Annotated in this window: 22 protein-coding genes; 8 read left to right on the top strand and 14 right to left on the bottom strand. The window is 67.3% G+C overall.

Annotated elements, in window-relative coordinates; genetic code table 11:
- Positions 1–134: 134 nt before the first annotated feature.
- From cynS to AC3WMR_RS12100, 6 genes are all read right to left on the bottom strand, one after another.
- Positions 135–578 carry a cyanase gene (cynS, locus tag AC3WMR_RS12075; RefSeq protein ID WP_492265372.1) on the bottom strand — a complete coding sequence of 148 codons (444 nt, stop codon included), beginning with the start codon at positions 576–578 and terminating at the stop codon, positions 135–137.
- A gap of 9 nt (positions 579–587) precedes the next feature.
- Positions 588–1,382, bottom strand: a complete 795-nt coding sequence (locus AC3WMR_RS12080; protein ID WP_492265201.1) for an ABC transporter ATP-binding protein — start codon at positions 1,380–1,382, stop codon at positions 588–590.
- A gap of 5 nt (positions 1,383–1,387) precedes the next feature.
- Positions 1,388–2,230 (bottom strand): nitrate ABC transporter permease, encoded by an 843-nt coding sequence (gene ntrB, locus AC3WMR_RS12085; RefSeq protein WP_492265202.1) that lies wholly within the window; start codon positions 2,228–2,230, stop codon positions 1,388–1,390.
- Positions 2,230–3,603 (bottom strand): CmpA/NrtA family ABC transporter substrate-binding protein, encoded by a 1,374-nt coding sequence (locus AC3WMR_RS12090; RefSeq protein WP_492265203.1) that lies wholly within the window; start codon positions 3,601–3,603, stop codon positions 2,230–2,232. Before AC3WMR_RS12090 ends, ntrB begins: the two co-directional genes overlap by 1 nt.
- Before the next feature lie 132 nt (positions 3,604–3,735).
- The gene (locus AC3WMR_RS12095; RefSeq protein WP_025135664.1) at positions 3,736–4,374 is read right to left on the bottom strand and encodes a response regulator; all 639 of its coding nucleotides are present in this window, start codon (positions 4,372–4,374) and stop codon (positions 3,736–3,738) included.
- A gap of 12 nt (positions 4,375–4,386) precedes the next feature.
- Positions 4,387–5,526, bottom strand: coding sequence for a sensor histidine kinase (locus tag AC3WMR_RS12100; protein WP_492265204.1), 1,140 nt, complete (start codon positions 5,524–5,526; stop codon positions 4,387–4,389).
- A gap of 191 nt (positions 5,527–5,717) precedes the next feature.
- On the opposite strand from AC3WMR_RS12100, the gene AC3WMR_RS12105 reads away from it, so the two are divergent.
- Together AC3WMR_RS12105 and AC3WMR_RS12110 are read left to right on the top strand one after the other, a co-directional pair.
- The gene (locus tag AC3WMR_RS12105) at positions 5,718–6,641 is read left to right on the top strand and encodes an ABC transporter ATP-binding protein (protein ID WP_025135666.1); all 924 of its coding nucleotides are present in this window, start codon (positions 5,718–5,720) and stop codon (positions 6,639–6,641) included.
- Positions 6,638–7,399 carry an ABC transporter permease gene (locus AC3WMR_RS12110; RefSeq protein WP_492265205.1) on the top strand — a complete coding sequence of 254 codons (762 nt, stop codon included), beginning with the start codon at positions 6,638–6,640 and terminating at the stop codon, positions 7,397–7,399. Before AC3WMR_RS12105 ends, AC3WMR_RS12110 begins: the two co-directional genes overlap by 4 nt.
- A 39-nt stretch (positions 7,400–7,438) precedes the next feature.
- On the opposite strand, the gene AC3WMR_RS12115 is transcribed toward AC3WMR_RS12110, so the two are convergent.
- The 4 genes from AC3WMR_RS12115 to AC3WMR_RS12130 all read right to left on the bottom strand — a co-directional run bounded on the left by AC3WMR_RS12115 (position 7,439) and on the right by AC3WMR_RS12130 (position 10,487).
- Positions 7,439–8,134 (bottom strand): glutathione S-transferase family protein, encoded by a 696-nt coding sequence (locus AC3WMR_RS12115; protein WP_492265206.1) that lies wholly within the window; start codon positions 8,132–8,134, stop codon positions 7,439–7,441.
- Between the two features lie 62 nt (positions 8,135–8,196).
- A complete protein-coding gene (locus AC3WMR_RS12120) occupies positions 8,197–8,601 on the bottom strand; it encodes a DUF4168 domain-containing protein (RefSeq protein ID WP_025135669.1) in 405 nt (134 codons plus the stop codon).
- A 214-nt stretch (positions 8,602–8,815) separates the two neighbouring features.
- Positions 8,816–9,520 carry a 4'-phosphopantetheinyl transferase family protein gene (locus tag AC3WMR_RS12125; protein ID WP_492265207.1) on the bottom strand — a complete coding sequence of 235 codons (705 nt, stop codon included), beginning with the start codon at positions 9,518–9,520 and terminating at the stop codon, positions 8,816–8,818.
- A 151-nt stretch (positions 9,521–9,671) separates the two neighbouring features.
- The gene (locus AC3WMR_RS12130) at positions 9,672–10,487 is read right to left on the bottom strand and encodes a sulfite exporter TauE/SafE family protein (protein WP_492265208.1); all 816 of its coding nucleotides are present in this window, start codon (positions 10,485–10,487) and stop codon (positions 9,672–9,674) included.
- Between the two features lie 101 nt (positions 10,488–10,588).
- On the opposite strand from AC3WMR_RS12130, the gene AC3WMR_RS12135 reads away from it, so the two are divergent.
- Complete coding sequence (locus tag AC3WMR_RS12135) at positions 10,589–11,356, top strand: AraC family transcriptional regulator (RefSeq protein WP_492265209.1); 768 nt, start codon at positions 10,589–10,591, stop codon at positions 11,354–11,356.
- A 134-nt stretch (positions 11,357–11,490) separates the two neighbouring features.
- A complete protein-coding gene (locus tag AC3WMR_RS12140) occupies positions 11,491–12,675 on the top strand; it encodes an FAD-dependent oxidoreductase (RefSeq protein WP_492265210.1) in 1,185 nt (394 codons plus the stop codon).
- A gap of 49 nt (positions 12,676–12,724) precedes the next feature.
- Here AC3WMR_RS12140 and trhA read toward each other — a convergent pair whose 3' ends face one another.
- Positions 12,725–13,369: a PAQR family membrane homeostasis protein TrhA gene (gene trhA / locus AC3WMR_RS12145; RefSeq protein WP_025135674.1), complete on the bottom strand. Its 645-nt coding sequence runs from the start codon at positions 13,367–13,369 to the stop codon at positions 12,725–12,727.
- 283 nt (positions 13,370–13,652) lie between these two features.
- On the opposite strand from trhA, the gene AC3WMR_RS12150 reads away from it, so the two are divergent.
- The 3 genes from AC3WMR_RS12150 to AC3WMR_RS12160 all read left to right on the top strand — a co-directional run bounded on the left by AC3WMR_RS12150 (position 13,653) and on the right by AC3WMR_RS12160 (position 15,739).
- The gene (locus tag AC3WMR_RS12150) at positions 13,653–13,835 is read left to right on the top strand and encodes a hypothetical protein (RefSeq protein ID WP_492265211.1); all 183 of its coding nucleotides are present in this window, start codon (positions 13,653–13,655) and stop codon (positions 13,833–13,835) included.
- Positions 13,836–14,038: 203 nt separating this feature from the next.
- Positions 14,039–15,040, top strand: coding sequence for an extracellular catalytic domain type 1 short-chain-length polyhydroxyalkanoate depolymerase (locus AC3WMR_RS12155; protein WP_232786479.1), 1,002 nt, complete (start codon positions 14,039–14,041; stop codon positions 15,038–15,040).
- A gap of 186 nt (positions 15,041–15,226) precedes the next feature.
- Complete coding sequence (locus AC3WMR_RS12160) at positions 15,227–15,739, top strand: DUF1993 domain-containing protein (RefSeq protein WP_492265212.1); 513 nt, start codon at positions 15,227–15,229, stop codon at positions 15,737–15,739.
- Between the two features lie 147 nt (positions 15,740–15,886).
- Here the strand turns inward: AC3WMR_RS12160 and AC3WMR_RS12165 are convergent, their stop codons facing one another.
- Together AC3WMR_RS12165 and AC3WMR_RS12170 are read right to left on the bottom strand one after the other, a co-directional pair.
- Positions 15,887–16,390, bottom strand: coding sequence for a VOC family protein (locus tag AC3WMR_RS12165; RefSeq protein ID WP_492265213.1), 504 nt, complete (start codon positions 16,388–16,390; stop codon positions 15,887–15,889).
- A gap of 133 nt (positions 16,391–16,523) precedes the next feature.
- Positions 16,524–16,892 carry a DUF1428 domain-containing protein gene (locus AC3WMR_RS12170; RefSeq protein WP_492265214.1) on the bottom strand — a complete coding sequence of 123 codons (369 nt, stop codon included), beginning with the start codon at positions 16,890–16,892 and terminating at the stop codon, positions 16,524–16,526.
- A 170-nt stretch (positions 16,893–17,062) separates the two neighbouring features.
- Here AC3WMR_RS12170 and AC3WMR_RS12175 point away from each other — a divergent pair, with 170 nt between their 5' ends.
- Positions 17,063–18,037 carry a GlxA family transcriptional regulator gene (locus AC3WMR_RS12175; RefSeq protein ID WP_492265215.1) on the top strand — a complete coding sequence of 325 codons (975 nt, stop codon included), beginning with the start codon at positions 17,063–17,065 and terminating at the stop codon, positions 18,035–18,037.
- Positions 18,038–18,116: 79 nt separating this feature from the next.
- Here AC3WMR_RS12175 and AC3WMR_RS12180 read toward each other — a convergent pair whose 3' ends face one another.
- Positions 18,117–20,822, bottom strand: a complete 2,706-nt coding sequence (locus AC3WMR_RS12180) for an autotransporter family protein (RefSeq protein ID WP_492265216.1) — start codon at positions 20,820–20,822, stop codon at positions 18,117–18,119.
- Between the last annotated feature and the right edge of the window lie 24 nt (positions 20,823–20,846).

Below are 20,846 nucleotides of genomic sequence, written 5' to 3' on the forward strand. Positions count from 1 at the left end.
ATGGCGACGCCCTCCTGGGGGCTAGTTTCGCCGGAATTTTCCAGTTATCAACTGTCCAACTTTTAGGGGGGAGGTCAGTCAGCGCAACCCCCGCCCGTGTGGACCCGGGGCCGCGCGATGCGGCCCCGTCCTGCTCAATACATCTTGTACGGCAGGAACTTGCCGCTCATCACGATCTGCACCCGGTCGCCCTTGGGGTCGGCCTCGCGCGTCAGGTCCATCTTGAAATCGATGGCGCTCATGATGCCGTCGCCGAATTCTTCGTTGATCAGCGCCTTGAAGGTGGTGCCGTAGACGTTGATCAACTCGTAGAAGCGGTAGATCAGCGGGTCGGTCGGTACAGACGTGGGCAGGGACCCCTTGTAGGGCACCACCTGCAACTGCAACACGGCATCGGCCGGCAGGTCCAGCACGCGGGCCGCGGCCAGGGCCTGCTCTTCGGTCAGCGTCATCTGGCCCAGCAGCGCGGCGGTGGTCCATTCCTTGCTCTGGCCGACGGCCTCGGCAATGGCGGCCCAGGACAGCTTTTTTTCCAGGCGGCGGGTAACGACCAGTTCGGTGACTTCGGCGCGGGACATCATGGGGGTTCACTCCTTATGGGAAGCCTTGTCGACCAGGAAGTCGACGAGATGGTTGCGAATGTCGTAATAACGCGGTTCGTGGTGCAGGCTGGCGCGGGTCCGGCCGCGCGGCAGGTCGACGTCGACGGACTCGGCGATGCGGGCATGCGGCCCCGCGCTCATCAGCAGGATGCGGTCGGACAGCAAAATGGCTTCGTCCACGTCGTGCGTGATCATGAAGACGGTCTGGCGGGTGTCCTGGACGATGGCGCGCAGCTCGTCCTGGATGGTGCCGCGGGTCAGCGCGTCCAGCGCGCCGAAGGGCTCGTCCAGCAACAGCATCCGCGGCTGGATGGCAAAGGCCCGGGCGATGCCCACGCGCTGCTTCATGCCGCCCGACAGTTCGCACGGTTTCTTGTCGGCGGCATGCGCCAGGCCCACCATGGCCAGGTAGCGCAGGCTGTGCTCGCGCACCTGCTCGCGACGATAGGCCGGCCAGCGCGAACGCACGCCGAATTCCACGTTCTGCAACGCGGTCAGCCACGGCAGGAGGGCATGCGCCTGGAACACGACGCCGCGCGCCAGCGACGGCCCGGCAATCTCGCGCCCGTCCATGATGACCACGCCTTCGCTGGCCTCGTCGATGCCGGCCAGGATGTTCAGGATGGTGGTCTTGCCGCAGCCCGAATGGCCGATCACGCAGACGAACTGGCCCTGTTCGATACCGAAGTCGATCTGTTCGAACACCGGCGCCGTGGGCTGGCCGTTACGCCCGGGGTAGCGCTTGCCCAGCGCCTGCACTTGCAGAAAAGGTCGGCTCATGGCGTTCATTCCCGATAGCTGACCAGCCGCGCGGCGCGCGCCAGCAGGTTGTCCAGCAGCATGCCGATCAGGCCGATGAACAGGATGGCGCAGATGATGTTGGCAATCGACAGGTTGTTCCATTCGTTCCACACGAAGTAGCCGATGCCGGTGCCGCCGATCAGCATCTCGGCGGCCACGATGACCAGCCAGGCGATGCCGACCGAAATGCGCATGCCCGTCATGATGGTCGGCGCGGCCGCGGGCAAGATCACTTGCAGGGCGGTGCGCAGCCGCGTCACTTCCAGCGTGCGCGCCACGTTCAGCCAGTCCTGCCGCACCGCGCCCACGCCGAACGCCGTGTTCACCAGCATCGGCCAGAGCGAGCAGATGAAGATCACGAAGATGGCCGAGGTGTCGGCGTCTTTGATGGTGTAGAGCGCCAGCGGCATCCAGGCCAGCGGCGAGATCGGCTTGAGCACCTGGATGAACGGGTCGAACGCGCGGTACACGGTTCGGGACATGCCGATCAGGAATCCCAGCGGTATCGCCACCAGGGCCGCCAGGCCAAAGCCCGTCAGCACCCGCGCCACGGAATACGCCAACTGCACGCCGATGCCCTTGTCGTTCGGGCCGCGATCGTAGAACGGGTCTTGCAGGTGTTGCCACAGCTTGGCGCCGACCTCGGCCGGGCCGGGAAAGGGCGTTTTCGAACCGCTGGCCGCGGCGTTGCCGACCAGCGCGGCGTAGGCCGGGTCGACTGTCGCCGCGCCCGCCGCGGGCCGGGTCGCGGCGTGCCACAGCAGCAGGAACGCCAGGAACAGCACGACGGACAGGAACGTCGCCCGCCAGGGTTGCACGGCCTGCATCAGGTTCTCCGGATCTTGAAACCGGCCAGGTAGGCCTCGGGCTGGCTGGGGTCGAAGGGCTTGCCCATCACGCTGAAGGTCTTGTCGGTTTGCGCGGGCGGGGTCAGCCCGGCCTCGCGCATCAGGCGCACCGCGTCGGTCGCCAGGAACACCTCGCGGGCGACCTTCTGGTAGTCGATGTCGCCCTTGATCTGGCCCCAGCGCTTCATCTGCGTCAGGATCCAGACGGCGAACGAGCCCCACGGCATCGGATCGAAATCGATGCGGGCCGGGTCCGTCAACACCTTGCCCAGGCCGTCGGCGTAGGTGCCGGTCAGCACCTGTTCCACCACGGTGACGGGCTGGTTCAGGTAATTGGGCGCGGCGATGGCGGTGGCGATTTCCTTGCGGTTCGCCGGATTACGGGCGTAGGCGGTGGCCTCGATGATGGCCTTGAGCAGTGCCTGGTAGGTGTTGGGCTGGGTGGTCACGAATTCCCGGCTGGCCGAGAACGCGCAGCACGGATGGCCGTCCCAGATCGCCTTGGACAGCGTGTGGATGAAGCCCACGCCGTCGTACACCGCGCGCTGGTTGACGGGGTCCGGCGCCAGGAAGCCGTCGATATTGTCCGCGCGCAGGTTGGCCACCATCTCGGGCGGCGGCACCGAGCGGATCTGCACGTCGGTGTCGGGGTCCAGCCCGTGCTCGGCCAGGTAGTAGCGCAACAGGTAGTTGTGCATCGAATAGTCGAACGGTACGGCGAACTTGAAACCCTTCCAGTCCTTGGGGTCGCGCCGGTCCTTGTGCTTCATTGACAGCGTGATGGCCTGGCCGTTGATGTTTTCCACGGCGGGCATGGTCCAGGGCACCGCGCGGCTGGCGCCGACCCCCAGCGAAATGGCCAGCGGCATCGGCGACAGCATGTGGGCGGCGTCGTACTCGCCGGACATCGCCTTGTCGCGGATCAGGGCCCAGCCGGCCGTCTTGACGACTTCCACGTCCAGCCCCTGCTTGCCGTAGAAGCCCATGGGATGCGCCATGATGATGGGCGTGGCGCAGGTGATGGGAATGAAGCCCACCTTCAGCTTCTGCTTTTCCAGCGGCCCGGTCGACTGCGCAAAGGCTTCTTTGGCGGCGGCCAGCGGGAACAGCGATGCGACGGCGGCCAGGGCCGTGCCGCTGCCGACGGCGCGCAGGAAGCGGCGGCGCAGCGCGTCCTGCGGGAACAGGGCGCGCATCACGGCATTTTCTACCGCATTTTCCACGGCGCTGTCCGCGGCGGCGTCCAGCACCGCGCCGCCCTGGGCGCGCGCGTGCTCGGCCTGGGACGCATGGCGGCCGCAGCCGCAGGCCAGTCGGCTGCCGGGATCGAACGGGTTGCTGAACAGGGACATGGAAGCCTCCGGAATGGGGAAGGCCTTCATCTTGGCGCCGGCCGCGGGCAGCCGGTATCGCCGGTTCAACCATATGCGTGTAGGGCAATCACTACACGGTGCGAGTCTGGCGCCAAGGCGGTGCGTGGCGCGTCAGCGGGCACCCAGCTGGTGCGTATTGGCGTAGGCCACCAGTTCCACCAGCGTGCGCACGCCCAGCTTTTCGAAGATGCGGGCGCGGTAGGTCGAAATGGTGTTCACCGACAGGGCCAGCTGCTCGCCGATGGCCGAGACCGATTTGCCGGCCACCAGCAGTTGCAGCACCTGGAATTCACGGTTGGACAGCAGCTCGTGTGGCGGCCGCGTGCTGTCCTGGCGCACCGTATGTGCCAGCAGTTCGGCCACGGCGGGGGTGACGTACATCCTGCCGGCCGCGGCATTGACCAGGGCGGCCAGCAATTCGTCGGGGTCGCAGCCCTTGTTCAGGTAGGCATGGGCGCCGGCCCGCAGCGCCCGCACCGCGAACTGGGATTCCGGGTACACGGACAGCATCACCACGCCCAGCCCGGGGTAGTCGGCGCGCACGGTCTTGAGCACGTCCAGGCCGTCGCGTTCGCCCAGCGCCACGTCCAGCACCAGGGCGTCGTAGCGGCCTTGCCGCAGCGCGCGCAGGGCAGACGGGGCGTCGGCGGCCTCGTCCACCTGGCCGACGCGCGGGTCTTCCAGCAGGATGCGGGCCAGGCCGCGGCGGATGATGAGGTGATCGTCGACGATCAGCAGGTTCAGGGCCATGGCGTCGTGGTCTCAGGCGGGTGGGTTCAGGCGCAGGCGGGCGCGCATGCCGGCGCCCGGGGCGCTGTCCAGCACCAGGTCGCCGCCGATGGCGCGAGCCCGTTCGCGCATGCCCAGAATGCCGAAGGTCTGGCGCGTTTCGGGCAATTGCATGCCCACGCCGTCGTCTTCCACGGCCAGCAGCAGGCCGTCTTCGCCCCAGGTGGCGCTGACGCTGACGCTGCGCGCCCGGGCGTGGCGCTGCACATTGGTCAGCAGTTCCTGCACGATGCGGTACACGGCGATTTCGGCGGGGGGGGCCAGGCGGCGGCTCTCGGTGTCGGGCGGGCACAGGTAGCGGCATTGCAGCCCGCTGCGCGCCTGCAGGTCCTGCAGCAGGGTTTCCAGCGCGGCCCACAGACCCAGATGGTCCAGCACCACGGGGCGCAGGTCGTTCAGGATGCGGCGGGTGGCGTCCATGGCGGTCTGCGTCACGTCCAGCATGCGGTCCAGGTGGGCTTGCAGCGGCGGTTGCGCGGCCAGTTGGCGGCGCAGCCAGTTCAGGTCCAGCTGCAAGGCGGTGAACGACGCGCCCAGGTCGTCGTGGATGTTGCGGGCGATATGGGCGCGTTCTTCTTCGCGCAGCGTGCTCAGGTGCGACGACAGGCTGCGCAGCGACTCATGCGCGGCGCTCAGTTCGGCCGTGCGCGCCGCGACCCGGGCTTCCAGCAGCGCCTGGGTGCCATGCAGCTCGCGTTCGATGCGCTTGCGCGCGGTGATGTCCGAAAACGTCACCACCGCGCCCACCACGTCGTCGTCGTTGCGGATGGGGTAGGACGCGTACTGGGCGTCAAAGCACGAGCCGTCGCGCCGCCACAGCACCTCGTCGTCCACCCGTTCGCCGCGGCCGTCTCGAAATGCCTTGAAGATGCGGCAGTCGTGCACCGGCATCAGCGTGCGGTCGGCGTGGGAATGGTGGATCAGGTAGTGCATGTTGCGCCCCACCACCTCGTCCGGGGTGTAGCCCAGCATGGCCGCGCCCGCGCCGTTGATGAAGATGCAGCGCCCGCGCAGGTCGATGCCGTAGATGCCTTCCCCGGCGGATTCCAGCAGCATTTCCAGCTGGCGCCGCCAGGCGGCATGGTGCGACAGGTGTTTCAGGTCCGCGAACATATCGATTCACCGGGCGCCTGGCGGCCCGGTCCCCTGGTTCGGGGCTGTTTCGCCCCTTTTTGTGTGCACAAGAGTGTAAGGCAGCTCTGGCCGTTTATCGCATTTATCAAACACACCGTTCTGCTGGGGCGAACAAGCCCGGCTGGCCGGGAAGGTAAAATCCAGGGTTGTCCATCACGCTGGGAGCCAGAGTGCAGCCGGTCATTTCAGTACAGGGTCTATCCAAACGGTACGCCTCGGGGTTCCAGGCGCTCAAGAGCGTCGACCTGGACATCCAGCGCGGCGAGATCTTCGCGCTGCTCGGGCCTAACGGCGCGGGCAAGACCACCCTTATCAGCATCATCTGCGGCATCGTCAACCCGACCGAAGGCCGGGTGCTGGCCGACGGCCACGACATCGTGTCGCAGTATCGCGCGGCGCGCGCCGCCATCGGCCTGGTGCCGCAGGAAATCTCCACCGACGCCTTCGAAAGCGTCTGGAACACGGTCACCTTCAGCCGCGGCCTGTTCGGCAAGCCGGCCAACCCCGCCTACATCGAAAAGGTGCTGCGCGATCTGTCGTTGTGGGACAAGAAAGACAGCCGCATCATGGCCCTGTCCGGCGGCATGAAGCGCCGCGTCATGATCGCCAAGGCGCTGTCGCACGAACCCAAGATCCTGTTCCTGGACGAACCCACCGCCGGCGTCGACGTCGAACTGCGGCGCGGCATGTGGGAAATGGTGCGGCGCCTGCGCGAAAGCGGCGTCACCATCATCCTCACCACCCACTACATCGAAGAAGCCCAGGAAATGGCCGACCGCATCGGCGTGATCCGCAAGGGCGAGATCATCCTGGTCGAAGAAAAGAACGAGCTCATGGCCAAGCTGGGCAAGCGCCGCCTGACCCTGACGCTCAAGGCGCCGCTGCCGGGCATTCCCACGGCGCTGGATGCCTTCCAGCTGGACCTGTCCGACAACGGCCACAAACTGGTCTACACCTACGACAACCACGGCGGCGGTGAAATCTCGGCCCTGCTGCGCCATCTGAGCGAACTCGGCATCGAATTCACCGACCTCAATTCTTCCGAAAGCTCGCTCGAGGAAATCTTCGTCAGCCTGGTGACCGCCCAATCATGAATTTCTACGCAATCCGCGCCATCTATCTGTTTGAAATGGCCCGCGCCTGGCGCACGCTGATGCAAAGCGTGCTGTCGCCGGTGATTTCCACGTCGCTGTATTTCGTGGTGTTCGGCTCGGCCATCGGCTCGCACATGGTCGACATCGACGGGGTCAGCTACGGCGCCTACATCGTGCCCGGCATGATCATGCTGTCGCTGTTGACGCAAAGCATCGCCAACGCCTCGTTCGGCATCTACATGCCGCGCTTTTCCGGCACCATCTACGAGATCCACTCGGCGCCGATCTCGTATATGGAAATCGTGGCCGGCTACGTGGGCGCGGCAGCCAGCAAGTCCATCCTGCTGGGGCTGATCATGCTGGCCACGGCCCGGCTGTTCGTCTCGTTCGAGATCGTGCATCCGTTCTGGATGCTCGGCTTCCTGGTGCTCACCGCCGTCACCTTCAGCCTGTTCGGCTTCATCATCGGCATCTGGGCCGACGGCTTCGAGAAACTGCAGATCATCCCGCTCATGATCATCACGCCGCTCACCTTCCTGGGCGGCACCTTCTATTCCATCAAGATGCTGCCGCCGTTCTGGCAGACCGCCACGCTGTTCAACCCGGTGGTCTACCTGGTCAGCGGCTTTCGCTGGGCGTTCTACGGCGTGTCGGACGTCAGCGCCAGCGTCAGCGTCGGCATGACGCTGGTGTTCCTGGTGGTGTGCATGATCGCGGTGCGCTGGATCTTCAAGACGGGCTACCGCCTGAAGACCTGATGGGGCAGGGCGCGGTCTTGGGGACCGCGCTTTTTTTTGTCAGGCCGCCATCGGCGCATTGCGCGCCAGGCCGCCGTGGGCGTCGAGCAGGCGCTCGCGCCAGGCGTGCACCGGGTCATCTTCGGCCAGCAGTTCCAGCGTGCTCGTGCAGCGCGCCCACATGAACATGCCGAACACGGCGTAGTCCGCATAGGCCGGCTGCGCGCCCGCCAGGAACGGCTGGCGCGCCAGCATCTGACGCAGCGGCAGCAGCGCGGCGCGCAAGGCGGCGATCTGGTCCGCGTAGCCGGCCGGCAAGTCTTCCAGGCGGCCAAAGCGCTTTTCGCGCGTGGTGCGGAAGTAGTCCTTGTCTTCGTCGCGGATCAGGCCGTGGATCTCGGGCAGCAACAGGCGCGCCAGCACCGGTACCAGCGTGGTGTCGGACCAGCCGTTGATGAACAGGCTGAGCGCGCGGCCCGTATCGCCACCGAAGAGCGAAGGGCGTTCGGCAAACGTGTCTTCCAGGTAGCAGGCGATCTGCCAGGAATCGCTGACCACGTGCTGCTCGTGCACCAGCACCGGCACCAGCTTCTGGCCGGAGAACGCGATGGCGTCCTTTTCGGTGAAGCGCCACGGCACGGTGCGGGCCGTCAGGCCTTTGTGCGCCAGCGCCAGGTGCGTCTTCCAGCAATGCGGGGAAAAGCGCAGCGCCGGGTCGGCGCCGGCCAGGTCATACAGGGTGAGTTCCGGGGTCAAGGCGGGGTCTCCTGGGCGGTCCTGGGAAAGGTCTGCCTAGGATAACCCCGCGGCGCGTGAACTTACTGCACCGCTGCGCCGGCCTTGCCCATGCTCATCAGCCGCTGCTTGAGCTGCGGATCCTGCTGCACGGCGCGGCCGATGCCGTTGAATTCCTCGACGGACAGGCCGTCCGCCTGCACCAGCTTGACCATCTTGGCGTCGGCTTCCTGGACGATCTTCTGCTTGGCCGCGTCGCTCTTGGCGGCTTCGACCTTGGGCCGGTATTCGTCCACCACGCCCGACACCTTCTGCGACGCCGACGCGAAGCGTTGCAATTGCTGGTCGGACGGCTGCACGGCCGGGGGGGCGGCCTGAGTCTGTGGCGGGGTCTGGGTGGCCGGGGCGTTTTGCGCCAAGGCAGGGGCACCGGACAACGCGGCCGCCGCGAGCACGGCCGATAGGATTGCGGTCTTGGAACGCTGCATAAAAAATCCTCCTGGTTCCGGGTAAGTGTCTGGCCATGATGACAACCGGTCCGGGGAGGGTTCAAGTTTCGCAATGTGTTTTCCTGTGTCGGCCGACCACAGTGCTGCGGGGTCTGCACGGGGGAAGCGCCCCGGGCATGCCGTGGAAACGTTTTGCCCGCAACTTCGTGACATTAGGAAAGCGGATCGCAGGGCAGATGTCGGCTGTGCGGCCTTACGGCGCCAATTGCACCGCCGTGTACACGTGTCCCTGGCCATAGCGATAGCCACAATGAAACGACTGGCCCCGCCGGAAATCCGGCCCGGCGTCGCGCTGCAAGCGCAGCACCAGCCGCTGTGCGGACACGTCCGCGTGCATCACGGCCAGGTCGCCGAATTCCAGCGGGCAGCGCGTCAGCGGGAACTGGCACTTGTAGAAGGCTTCCTTGGCCGAGAACACCAGCGTGGCCCAGTCCGCGCGGGGCAGCGCATTGCCGACCAGCGCGTGTTCTTCCGGCACCATGCAGACGGATTCGATGGCTTCCCGTTCGTCGGCATTGGCGATGGCCTCCAGGTCGATGCCCAGGCCGCGCGTGTCTTCAACGCGGCCCACGGCCACCGCCAGCAACTGCCGGCTGTGGCTGATCGAACCTGTGAAACCGTCGGGCCAGACCGGTGCGCGGTCTGCGTCGGTGCCTACCCGTAGCGTCTGCGCGCCCAACCCCGCCAGCAGCGTGGCGGCCAGGTCGCGTCCGGCCGGGTATTCGGCATGGCGGCGCTGTGCGGCGAGCGTTATCGCAACACCAGCCGCGGCCGGGGGCGCGGCGGTGTGTACCGCCCCGACATGGGCCGCCCCAACTTCCACCGGCAGCCGCAGCACGCGCTGGGCGATGCGGCCGGTCAGGACGAAAGGCGCGTAGGCGTCGGGTAGTGGATTCACGGTGTCAGGGGCAAGGGAAAATCGATGCGCCAAGGTCCCTGGAATCGAGGCGCCAGGGGGCATGGCGCGGGCAATCGTGCCAGGCCGTCAGCCATCTTGATGACCGACGGCGCGCAGCCAGGATCATAGGGCATCAGGGCCTGCCCCCATCCTACGCCAGCACCATGCTCACCATCACCAAAACCAACAGCAGCACATACACGCGGGCATGCAGCCGGTCGGGAATGCGCGGAATCAGCGGCGCCGTCAGCCGGATACCCGCCAGCGAACCCAGCGCCAGCGCGGCGAATGCCAGCAGGTCGACATAGCCGACGATCCACGGCGCCAGCGGCGCGGCCAGTTCGCGCGCCGCCGCCATGTAGGCCAGCGTGCCCACGATGGCCACGGGCAGCGTCAGCGGGTTGGCCATGGCCGCGGCCTTGGCCATGGGCAGGCCCCGGCGGCGCAGGAGCGGCACCGTCATCACGCTGCCGCCCACGCCCAGGAAGGTGGCGATCGCGCCGATCACCACGCCACCGCCCACGATCACCCCCTGGCCCAGCGGCCGCGCCCCCTGCGTGTCCGTGTGCGCCATGAAGCCCTGGCGCAGCAGGCAGTCCAGGATCGTCACGCCCAGGTAGGCAATGAAGGCGTAGCGCACCAGGTCGCCGCTGGCCGACGTGGCGGCCCACGCGCCCACCAGCGCACCCACGCCGATGAAGGCGGCCAGCGGCCACACATAGGCGCGCACGATGTTGCCGTTGCGCTGGTGCTTGCGGGTGGCGGCAATGGAATTGACGATCATCACGCAGGTGGACGTCGCCACCGCGATGTGCATCGCCGCCTGGCCGATGGCGTCCTGGGCGCCATGCGTGGCCGTCAGCACGCCGTACAACACCGGCACCACCACGAAGCCGCCGCCAAACCCGAACAGCACCGTGGTCACGCCACTCAGGGCGCCGAACAGCGCCAACACCACATACAGCATGTCTGCATCCTTGATGGGAAAACATCACGATAGGCCGGCCGTCAGTGGCCTGCTTTCGAGGATTGGACAATAATGTTCGTGTTTCGGCCAACCGCCTGCCCATGCGCAATACCCACATCGACCTGCACGACCGTCTGGACCGCACGGTCGTCGCTATCGGCAACGACTACCCGCCCGGTCATCTGCTGCCTGCACACTCGCATCGTCGCGCGCAGTTGCTGTATGGCGCCACCGGTGTCATGCACGTGGTCACGCGCGACGGCAACTGGGTGGTGCCGCCGCAGCGCGCGGTCTGGATCCCGGCCGGCGTGGCGCACCAGGTCCGCATGCAGGATGTCAGTACCCGCAGCGCCTACATCGAGCCGGGCGCCGTGCGCGCCGCCAGCGCGGCCTGCGAAGTGGTGGACGTGTCGCCGCTGCTGCGCCAATTGCTGCTTGAAGCCGTCGACATGCCGCCGCGCTACGACCTGGCCGGCCGCGACGGCGCGCTGGCCACGCTGCTGCTGCACGAGATGGACCGCGCTGCCGTGCTGCCGCTGCACATTCCGCTACCGCCCGACAAGCGCCTGGCGCCCCTGTGCCGCGCCTTCATCGCCGCGCCCGACGTGCGCCAGACGCCCGAGTCCTGGGCCGAACGCCTGCACATGAGCCCGCGCACCTTCAGCCGCCATTTCCGCCAGCAGACGGGCATGGCGTTCTCGGAATGGCGCCAGCGCGCCTGCGTGGTACTGGCGCTGGCCCGGCTGGCGGCCGGCGCACCGGTGACCGCCATCGCGCTGGATTTCGGCTACCAAAGCCCGGCCGCGTTCTCCACCATGTTCCGTCGCGTGCTGGGGCGGCCGCCGACGAGTTACCTGCGGGCGGAGTAGGGGCAACCCAGCGCGGGGACGTCATCCGCGACGCGCAGTGCGCCTGCATGACGGCAGTCCAGGGAAACCTTCTCCCGGCACAGCTTGCGCGCGTTGGTACTATGCCCCCACTTTCCCTACACGGCGCCGCGTTCATGTCGTCCACGCATTCCCCGCTTTCCATCGGCATCGCCGGCGCCGGCAGCGCCGGCCTGGCCACCGCGCTGGCCCTGGCCCGCGCCGGGCATCGCGTGCAGGTCTTCGAAAAGCACCAGGGCTTCACCACCCTGGGCGCGGGTCTCTTGCTGCAGCCGCCCGGCGTGCGCGGCTTGCAGGCGCTGGGCGTGGATATCGCGGCGTTGAACGTCGGCGCGCCCATCGACCGGCTGCTGGGCGTGTCGCATCGCGGCTGGCGCGTGGTGGATATCGATTACGTGGGCGACGGCGCGCGCGCCGTCAACCGCGCCGCGTTGGGCGGCGTGCTGTTCGACGCCGCCCAACGCGCCGGCGCGCAGTTTTCCTTCGGCTGTCCGGTGGAACGCCTGGACACCGCGCAGGGCCGCGCCCGCGTGCGCCACGCAGGCGGCGAATCGACCTTCGACCTGTTCGTGGTGGCCGACGGCGCCGCGTCCGCGCTGCGCGAACAGGTGGGGCTGGCGGCCCGCTCGAGCGTCTATCGCTGGGGCGCGCTGTGGGGCCAGTTCTGGGTGCCAGAATGGGCCGGCGCCTCGCAACTGCTGCAACGCTTTGCCGGCACCCGCGAAATGATGGGCTTGCTGCCGACGGACCTGGGGCCGCAGGGCGTGCGCCTGTCGCTCTTCTGGAGCATCCGCCACGACGCCTTGCCGGCCTGGCGCGCCGCGCCCATTGCCGCCTGGAAAGCCCGTCTGTTGCAGCTTTGGCCCGAGGCCGAGCCGGTGGTTAGCCAGGTCACCGCCCACGATGACCTGGCGGTGGCGACCTACCGCCACAGCTGGCCTCGCGCCCTGGCTAGCGGCCCCTACTGCGCGGTGGGCGATGCCGCCCACGCCATGAGCCCGCAACTTGGGCTGGGCACCACGCTGGCGGTGCTGGACGCACTGGCGCTGGCGCGGGCGGTCAACCAGCACGGCGCCGCGGACGGCCCCGCCCAATACGCGCGCAGCCGCCTCACGCCGTCACGCCTGTACCAGACCCTGAGCCGCGCGCTGACGCCATGCTTTCAGGCGTCAGGCCCCGGCCTGTGGCGCGACCTGGCCTTTGCCGGCAGCCTGCTGATACCCGGCATGCGCGGCCTGATGAAACGCGGCCTGCTCGCCATGCCTGAACCGGGGGCGGCGCGGCGTTCATCGCGGGCGTAAAAAAGCACCCGCTCGGGGTGCTTGTTGGCAAGGGTGTCCCGTCGCACCCCTACGCCGCATACCAAAGCACCGCAAAGAAATGGCACACCGTGCCCGCCAGCACGAACAGGTGCCAGATGAAGTGGCTGTAGCGCCAGCGGTTGTCGAAGACGAAGAACACCACGCCGCCGGTATAGGCCAGCCCGCCCGCGACCAGCCACCACAGGCCGCCGGTGGGCACGAGTTCGAGCAGCGGTTTGACGGCGATGATGACCAGCCAGCCCATGGCCAGGTACAGGCCGGTGGACACGGCGGGGCGGTTCAGGCGCTTGCTGGCTTTGAGGCCCACTCCCAGCAGCGCCATGCCCCAGACCAGCCCGAACAGCGTCCAGCCCCACGGCCCGCGCAGGGCGCCCAGCGCGAACGGCGTGTAGGTGCCGGCAATGAGCAGGTAGATGGCCGAGTGGTCCAGCACGTTGAACAGGCGCTTGGCGCGGTTGTCGGGCAGGGCGTGATAGATGGTGGACGCCAGGTACAGCAGGCACATGGTGGCGGCAAACACCGCGGCGCCCGCGATGAAGGCGGCGTCGCCCTGGCGCACGGCCGCAATGATGAGAATGGGGGCGGCGGCCAGCGCGCCGGCCGCGCCCAGACCGTGGCTGATGGTGTTGGCGATTTCTTCGCCCAGGGTCTGGCGGCGGTCGTTCGGGAACATGGTTTGCGGCAAGGACGATGCTGGAATTGAAGATTAGGGTTTCTACCATAGGCGTTTTGGGCCGCAGCCTCAAGCGGCATCGGTCCGAACAAGTGCCGGGCTTGATCTGGTGCAAGCGCGTCGTCCTGCCGTCATCCGAAATGCTGCGGGGTTAAGTTACTGTGTGATACATTTCACACGCTAATCAGCTTGCCCGACAGAGGCGGCGATTGGGCGGCTTACCGCGTTAACGACGGGCGACGCATCCGGCGGGCCCGCACAGACTCTTGAAGGGGAGGCACTTATGATTCCGGCAATTGGCCTGATGGTTGGGGCTTATATCGTCACGCGCATGACCGCGACGTTGACCCGACCCGATACCAACAAAGTCGTCAAAGTGCTTTCGATTCTGACCATCGTGGTCGCAGTGGTGTCCTGTCTGGACCTTCTGACCAGCAGCGCCGCGATTCAATCCGGCCGGTTCTGATCCGGCGGATTCCAGGGCATTGGCGTCCGCTCCCGCGGACGCGGCAGTCGGCGGGCCGCACGGTGCGGCCAGGTGGTTTTCAAACGTCGTCGTGGAGTTAAAAGAGGTTTACTGGCAGAGGCCTGACAATGGCGCGCAGTTTTACCAGCTTGTTTTTCAACGCCGCAAAAAAATTCAGCAAACTCCAGCGCGCGGCATTGCGCATGGCGGCCCCCAAAGCCGCTCGCAAGCGCACCGTGTCGGCGCGCAAGGCCGCCGTGGCGCGGCAGGCGGCCAAGACCGCCGCTTCTGCTGCGTCCAGCCTGGGCGCCGGCCGCTGGGAGGCCTCGCGGCAGTTCTCCGATGCGCTGGGCCGGCGCCTGACCTTCGCCCGCTACACCCCCGCCACCGCAACGCGCCAGGGCATGCCCCTGGTGGTGATGCTGCACGGCTGCCGCCAGACGGCGCTGGCCTTCGCGCGCGGCTCGCGCATGAACCAATGGGCGGATGCCGGCGGTTTCATGGTGCTGTATCCGCAGCAGTCCATGACCCGGCAGGTGCAGCGTTGCTGGCGCTGGTTCCAGCCCGACGCGCTGCACGGCGGGGCCGATGCCGACCTGATCGCCGCGCTGATCCAGTCCGAAGTGGCGCGCCACGGCCTGGACCCCGAACGCGTCTATATCGCCGGCCTGTCGGCCGGCGCCAGCATGGCCGCGCTGGTGGCCCTGCGCCATCCCGCGTTGATTGCCGCGGTGGCGATGCATTCGGGGCCGGTGGTGGGCGATGCGCATACCGCGGCGGCGGGGCTTTCCACGATGCGGCGCGGCTCGGTCAAGCCGCTCTTGCCGCTGGTGCAGAGCGTGGCGGATCCGGCCGTGTTCCAGCTGGGCATGCCCGCCATGATCCTGCAAGGGCAGATGGACCCGGCTGTCGCGCCGCGCAACGCCAAGCAACTGTTCGAACAGTTCCGCGCCTTGAACGGCCTGGGCGCTGAAGACTTGCCGGTCGAGCGCGTGCTGGGGCTGGGCACGGAAAAGGCCTATCGCCGCGTCGACCTGGTGCGGGGCCGCAAGACCGTGCTGCGGCTGTGCGAGATCACCCGGGTCGAGCATGCCTGGAGCGGCGGCGACGCGTCGGTGCGCTACCACGCCCGCAGCGGCCCGGATGCCTCGGCGTTGATCTGGCGGTTTTTCCAGGGCCAGCGCCGCGTCGCGATCGCGCAGTAACGGGCATGCATCGTCATGCGAAACCCCTGCGCCGGGCCGGCAATGGCGCTATTGTTCCGGAATCGGGAATGGAGTTGTCGCGGCCATCGCCGGCCGCTTGAAAGCACCGGGCGCTAACATCGCCGCACGCTCGGAAATCCGGCGCCACGTCCGGCGTCGGCCGATCATGTCTTTCGGAAAAACATCATGTCTTTGTCCATGTACCAGGCCAGCGTGCCTGTCTTCATCCGCGGCCTGACCGTGCTGGCCACGCTGCTGGAAAAGGGCGCCGCCCACGCGGCCGCCAACGGTATCGATCCGGCCGAACTCGTCAATGCGCGTCTGGCCCCCGACATGTACCCGCTGTCGGGCCAGGTGCAGCGCGCCAGCGATGCGTCCAAGTTTGCCGTGCAGCGCCTGTCGCAGGTCGAATCGCCCAAGTTTCCCGACGAGGAAGCCACGTTCGAACAGCTGCAAAAGCGCGTGGCCGACACCATCGCCTACCTGCAATCGGTGCCGGCCGACAAGCTCGACGGCGCAGAGAGCCGCAAGGTCACGCTCAGCTTCGGCGACTTCAAGCCCGAATTCCAGGGCGATGCCTACCTGCTGACGTTCGCGCTGCCGAACTTCTATTTCCACGTCACGACCGCCTACGACATCCTGCGCCATGCCGGGGTAGCGATCGGCAAGCTGGATTTCCTGGGGCCGTACAAGGCCTGAGGGGGGGGGCGCGGGGGCGGTCCGGTGACCTGGGGGGCAGGCCGGACAGCTCGCCGCACCACGGCATGGTCGCGTTCGATTGGCAACGCGACGGGCCAGGCCGGATCGGTCAAGCCGACCGGCCGGCGCCGCGCCACCGCATCGCCATCAGCCCTTTTTCTGCGCCGGATCGCCGCAGCCGCTCATCTCGCCCATCTTGGCCATGTTCTGCTGGATTTCCTCGGGCGTCAGGTCCTGCTTGTGGGTAGCCAGCGACCAGCGGTGGCCGAACGGGTCCATCACCTGGCCGTAGCGGTCGCCCCAGAACATATCCGCAGCGGGCATCGCCAACTGGGCGCCGGCCGCCACCGCCTGTTCGATGGCGGCGTCCGCATCCTGCACGTACAGGTGCAGCGTCACGGGCGAGCCCTTGAGCGCCTTGGGGCCCAGGCTGCCCCATTCGGGAAAATCATCCATCAGCATCAGGACCGAGTCGCCGATGCGGATGGCCGCGTGCATCACCTTGCCGTTGGGGCCGGGCAGGCGCGTGAGCTCCTGGGCGTTGAATGCCTTCTTGTAGAACGCGATCGCGTCCGACGCGCCCTCGCACACGATGTGCGGGGTCAGGGTGTGCATGCCGTCGGGAATCGCCTTGCTTGCGGGGGTTGCCATGGTGTGTCTCCGTGTATCGTTGGGGATGTAGTCGGGATAGCTACTGCCAAGTAGGCCGCCGGTTGACCCTCAGCCTGCTCTTGTTCTACGACGAACGGGCGGCGCCAGAATCGACAGCGCGCCCGGTTTTTTTTTATCGCGGGGCCACCTTGGCCACTAACGTGGCAAAGCCGCCCCAGCACATGCGCTTGAAATCGAACACGCCCTCGCAGGACATGTTCGCCAGGCGCGGGTCGGCCATGACCTTGGCGTTGATGCGGTCGCGCTCGGCCTTGCTGGCAAAGGCGATCCACGAGAACACGACCGTTTCGCCTTCGCGCGTGCCGGCCGCGGCGCTGAACGAACCGAAGCCTTCGCCGTCGATGTCGTCCGCCACGCATTCGCGGAACTCCAGCGCGCCGTATTCCAGCCAGATCGAGCCGGCGGTGTCGGCCATTTTCCTGTACGCCTCCAGGTTCGCCTTGGGCACGCTCAACAGGTAACCGTCTATGTACTGTTCCATCAGATGCTCCTTCTTGCCATGTTGTTGTAGGCGGCTGCCCAAGGCCCGCTTGCTCCCGGGAAACCGGCACCGGCCTCGTTGCCGGTAGATGCCACTGTATCGGGATCGGCGCCGCTTTCAGATAGGCAATTGCGACATCTTCAGGGTGGATTGCGACAGGTCTGAAGCGTATGCTTGGCGGCATGAAAAACATCGCGTTCCTGCTGCCCGGCGGCGCCAATATCGCTTCGCTGGAAACCGCCCGGCATGGCTTCCTGGTGGCCAACGAATACCTGGCCGCGCAGAAGCGCGAACCGCGCTTCCAGGTGCGCACGCTGGCCGCCACGCGCCAGGTCAGCCTGGACGACGGCCGCATCACCGTGCAGGCCGACCTGGTGCTCGACCAGGCGCAGGGCATCGACATCTGCATCGTGCCGCCGCTGCTGGGCGCGGTGTCCGATGCCGTGCTGTCCAACCGTGAACTGATCGAATGGCTGGCCGGCCATTACCGCCAGGGCGGCGAAGTCGCCAGCCTGTGCATGGGGGCGGCGCTGCTGGCGGCCGGCGGCCTGCTCGACGGCCAGCAGGCGGTGGTGCATTGGGTGGCGCGCGATCTCTATGCCAGCCTGTTCCCGTCGGTGCAGTGGTCCAGCGACCGCGTGGTCATGGCCGAAAACGGCATCTACACCAGCGGCGGCGCATTTTCGGCCGCGCACCTGGTGCTGCACCTGATCGAAAAATACACCGACCGCGACACCGCCATCTGGTGCGCCAAGTACTTCCAGCTCGACTGGAGCCGCCAGAGCCAGCTGCCGTTCTCGGTGTTCATGGGCCACAAGTCCCATGCCGATCAGGTCGTGCGCGCGGTGCAGGACGAAATCGAAACCCGCTACACCGAAAAGATCACCGTCGAAGACCTGGCCGACCGCCACGCCATGGGCCGGCGCACGCTTGAAAGGCGTTTTCGCCAGGCCACTGGCAACAGCATCGTCGAATACGTCCAGCGCGTGCGCGTCGAGGCCGCCAAGAAGCGCCTGGAAAGCTCACGCAAGAGCGTGGCCGAAGTCATGTACGAAGTCGGCTACAACGACACCAAGGCGTTTCGCGACATCTTCAACAAGTACTGCGGCATGTCGCCGGTGGGCTATCGCGAACGCTATCAGTAAGTGGCTGGGCGCACGCCGGCCACCACGCGCCGGGCAGTTCGCGCTGCTGCGCCCAGCACGCACCGGGTAGCCGGGCGCGTCACCATGCCCAGCGCACGCCCACGCTGCCGGACACGCTGCGCTGGCGTTCGCCGCCCAGGTTGGTCAAGCCGCTGGCGGCCGCATACAGGCTGGTGGACTGGCCCACCTGCGCCGCCACGCCCAGGTCCACCTTGCCGGCCGTCTGGCCGACGTTGGCGCCCAGCACCGTGTCGCCGCCGAAGGTGGTGCGGTCGTTGTCGCCAAAGGTGCGCAGCAGGTTCAGCCGCACATAGGGCTGCCAGTTCACGCGCGCCGATTCATAGCGGCCCAGCAGCCGCAGGCCGGCGCGGCCCAGGAAGGTATTGCCGCGGTTGAAACCCACCGTCGATATGCCGTCGTCCAGGTCGTTGAACGACAGCCGCTGCCACACCAGTTGCGCCTGCGGTTCCAGCTCGACATTGGCGCCCAGCGGGATGGGCAGGCCGGCTTCCACCGACCCGGTGATGGCCCGGCCGTGCGTCGTGTCGCCGATGCCATCGCGCGAGCGCGGCTTGGCGTCCAGCGTACTGCCCATCAGCACCACGTCGGTGTACCAGCCGCCCGGGCCGATGTGGGTCCAGTACGCGCCCAGGCTGTAGGCGTTCACGGCCAGGTGGCCGGCGTCCAGCCCTTGCATGCCCAGCGCAAAGCCGTTGACGTCGCCCGTGGCCCGCGCAAAGCCGGCGAACAGGCCGAAGCGGTCACGGTGGCCGTTGTCGCCGGTGCGCGCATAGATATCCTGCCCGGCCTGCGCCCCGAAGAGGTCGCCCTTGAACTGCGGGTTGGCGTCGCCGCGCTGGGTCAGGGTGTCGTGACCGCCCCAGGCGCGCGCCCAGGTGGCCGGCAACGTGCCATTCTGCGTCAGTAGGGATTGCGCACCCTGCCGGTCATGGAACGTGCCCAGTTGCTGGATGCCAAGCTGCCGTGCCACGCCGGGCAGGGCGGCATACACCGGTACTTCGGGACGGTAGAGCACGATAGGGTCCGAACCCGCAGCGGGGGGATCCGGCAGCGGGGGCGAGCCGATCGCCGGGTCCGGCAAGTCGGTGGCACCGTCCAGCGGCGACACGGCGTTGCGCAGGTACCAGTTGTCGGCCGTGCCCGGCGTAACGCCGCCATGCACTAGGTAATACTGGTACGCGCCGGCCTTCACCGGGCCCGACAGCATGAATGCGCTGGGCGAGGTGGTCGCGCCATTGGCGGCCTGGATCACCTGGATGCCGTTGGACACCGTCGCTGCGCCCGGACCGCCGACATTGTTGATCTGCAATTGGGTCGATCCCGTGGCGGTGCCGCCGTTGATCACCAGTTGATCCGACGGGGCGTTGTCACCCCCCAGGTAGGTATTGAGCGCCAGCGTGCCGTTCTGCCCGACATAACTGCCGGCATTCAGGCGGTTGCCGACATTGGCGCCGCCCAACTGAACCCGACCCGCATTGGTCAGCGCGCCGTTGATGGTGAAGGCGCCGTTGCCGGACCCGGCCAGCGACGGCATGGCGTCGGCCACGGCGATCGTGCCGTTGTTCATGACAGCGCCGGTGACCGTGCCGTAGCCGCCCAGCGTCGTGCCGGCGGCCACGTTGACAGGGGCGTCCAGCGTGCTGGCGACGTTCAATGTGCCGCTGTCCACATAGGCCTGGCTGAAGGTGCCGCTGCCGGTCCAGTTCCACAGCGAGCCTTGCATCCGCAGCGTGCCGAAGTTCAGGAATGCGTTGGCCGCCGTACCCGTGCCTTGCAGTGCGACGGTGTTGTTGCCCGCGCCGCCATCGGCACTGCCGTTGATGACCGAGCTGGTCTGCAGGATCAGCGTATTGTTGCCGCTGCCCATGCGGATCGCGGTGCCGACACCGCTTTCGATCAGACCGGCGTTGATGATCGTGGTGTCTCCATTGAGCGTGCGGATGCCGAAGCCGGCCTGGCTGATGATGCGGCCGCCCGCCAGGTTCTCGATGGTCGCCGTGAAACTGGCTCCCACCGTGTTCGAGAACACCGCGTCTGGCGAGGCGCCGCTTGCTGCGCCGCTGGCCGTGATGGTGCCGGAATTGATAAGCCGCGCATTGTTACCTTGCATGTAGACCGCCTGGCCCGACGGACCGCTGGTCGAGACGGTACCGCTGTTGATGATGGTGCCGTTGCTGCCAAGGATGGAAATGCCACGCGCGTTGGAGCCGGTGGTGGTGACGGTGCCGGTATTGGTGATGGTGTTGTCGTGCTGGCCCTGGTTGGTCTGGCCCCAGGCGGCCGACATGCCGTAGGCATTGGGACCTGCCGTGGATATCGTGCCGTGATTGGTCAGCGTGTTGCCGCTGCCGTTGGCCGCCATGCCGTCGTTGAAGGCGCCGGTGGTGGTGAGGCTGGCGCCAGCGCCATTGAGGATCTGATTGCCGTCGCCGGTGCCCAGCAGCACGGCGCCGCGCGAACCGCCGCTGCCGCCGCCGCCCGTCAGCACCAGTTGGCCGTTGTTGTTGATGCGGCTGGCGGCTTCGACGCTGATGCCCACCGGGTTGACGGCGCGGGTGAAGTTGCTGGCAGCGGTGCTGTCCAGGTTGACCGTGACGCCCGTGCTGCCGGACTGTGCGGCGACGGGAGCGATGCCTGCGCCCGAACAGGTGACGACGGTGTTGCTGGCGGGCGCCACATTGCTGCAGGCGGCCATCGCGGGCGGCGCCATCGCGCAGGAAAAAAGGGCGACGCTGCCGATACCGCTGCCGATGGCCTTCTTCATGGGCAATGTCCTCTCTAGGGGAAT

Source organism: Achromobacter sp. FW305-C-28 (genome assembly GCF_058783235.1).

Excerpts from the sequence above, each read along its gene's own strand:
- cynS (WP_492265372.1), bottom strand. The coding sequence starts at position 578 with ATGTCCCGCGCCGAAGTCACCGAACTGGTCGTTACCCGCCGCCTGGAA.
- AC3WMR_RS12080 (WP_492265201.1), bottom strand. The coding sequence starts at position 1,382 with ATGAGCCGACCTTTTCTGCAAGTGCAGGCGCTGGGCAAGCGCTACCCC.
- ntrB (WP_492265202.1), bottom strand. The coding sequence starts at position 2,230 with ATGCAGGCCGTGCAACCCTGGCGGGCGACGTTCCTGTCCGTCGTGCTG.
- AC3WMR_RS12090 (WP_492265203.1), bottom strand. The coding sequence starts at position 3,603 with ATGTCCCTGTTCAGCAACCCGTTCGATCCCGGCAGCCGACTGGCCTGC.
- AC3WMR_RS12095 (WP_025135664.1), bottom strand. The coding sequence starts at position 4,374 with ATGGCCCTGAACCTGCTGATCGTCGACGATCACCTCATCATCCGCCGC.
- AC3WMR_RS12100 (WP_492265204.1), bottom strand. The coding sequence starts at position 5,526 with ATGTTCGCGGACCTGAAACACCTGTCGCACCATGCCGCCTGGCGGCGC.
- AC3WMR_RS12110 (WP_492265205.1), top strand. The coding sequence starts at position 6,638 with ATGAATTTCTACGCAATCCGCGCCATCTATCTGTTTGAAATGGCCCGC.
- AC3WMR_RS12120 (WP_025135669.1), bottom strand. The coding sequence starts at position 8,601 with ATGCAGCGTTCCAAGACCGCAATCCTATCGGCCGTGCTCGCGGCGGCC.
- AC3WMR_RS12130 (WP_492265208.1), bottom strand. The coding sequence starts at position 10,487 with ATGCTGTATGTGGTGTTGGCGCTGTTCGGCGCCCTGAGTGGCGTGACC.
- AC3WMR_RS12135 (WP_492265209.1), top strand. The coding sequence starts at position 10,589 with ATGCGCAATACCCACATCGACCTGCACGACCGTCTGGACCGCACGGTC.
- AC3WMR_RS12140 (WP_492265210.1), top strand. The coding sequence starts at position 11,491 with ATGTCGTCCACGCATTCCCCGCTTTCCATCGGCATCGCCGGCGCCGGC.
- trhA (WP_025135674.1), bottom strand. The coding sequence starts at position 13,369 with ATGTTCCCGAACGACCGCCGCCAGACCCTGGGCGAAGAAATCGCCAAC.
- AC3WMR_RS12150 (WP_492265211.1), top strand. The coding sequence starts at position 13,653 with ATGATTCCGGCAATTGGCCTGATGGTTGGGGCTTATATCGTCACGCGC.
- AC3WMR_RS12155 (WP_232786479.1), top strand. The coding sequence starts at position 14,039 with ATGGCGGCCCCCAAAGCCGCTCGCAAGCGCACCGTGTCGGCGCGCAAG.
- AC3WMR_RS12160 (WP_492265212.1), top strand. The coding sequence starts at position 15,227 with ATGTCTTTGTCCATGTACCAGGCCAGCGTGCCTGTCTTCATCCGCGGC.
- AC3WMR_RS12165 (WP_492265213.1), bottom strand. The coding sequence starts at position 16,390 with ATGGCAACCCCCGCAAGCAAGGCGATTCCCGACGGCATGCACACCCTG.
- AC3WMR_RS12170 (WP_492265214.1), bottom strand. The coding sequence starts at position 16,892 with ATGGAACAGTACATAGACGGTTACCTGTTGAGCGTGCCCAAGGCGAAC.
- AC3WMR_RS12175 (WP_492265215.1), top strand. The coding sequence starts at position 17,063 with ATGCTTGGCGGCATGAAAAACATCGCGTTCCTGCTGCCCGGCGGCGCC.
- AC3WMR_RS12180 (WP_492265216.1), bottom strand. The coding sequence starts at position 20,822 with ATGAAGAAGGCCATCGGCAGCGGTATCGGCAGCGTCGCCCTTTTTTCC.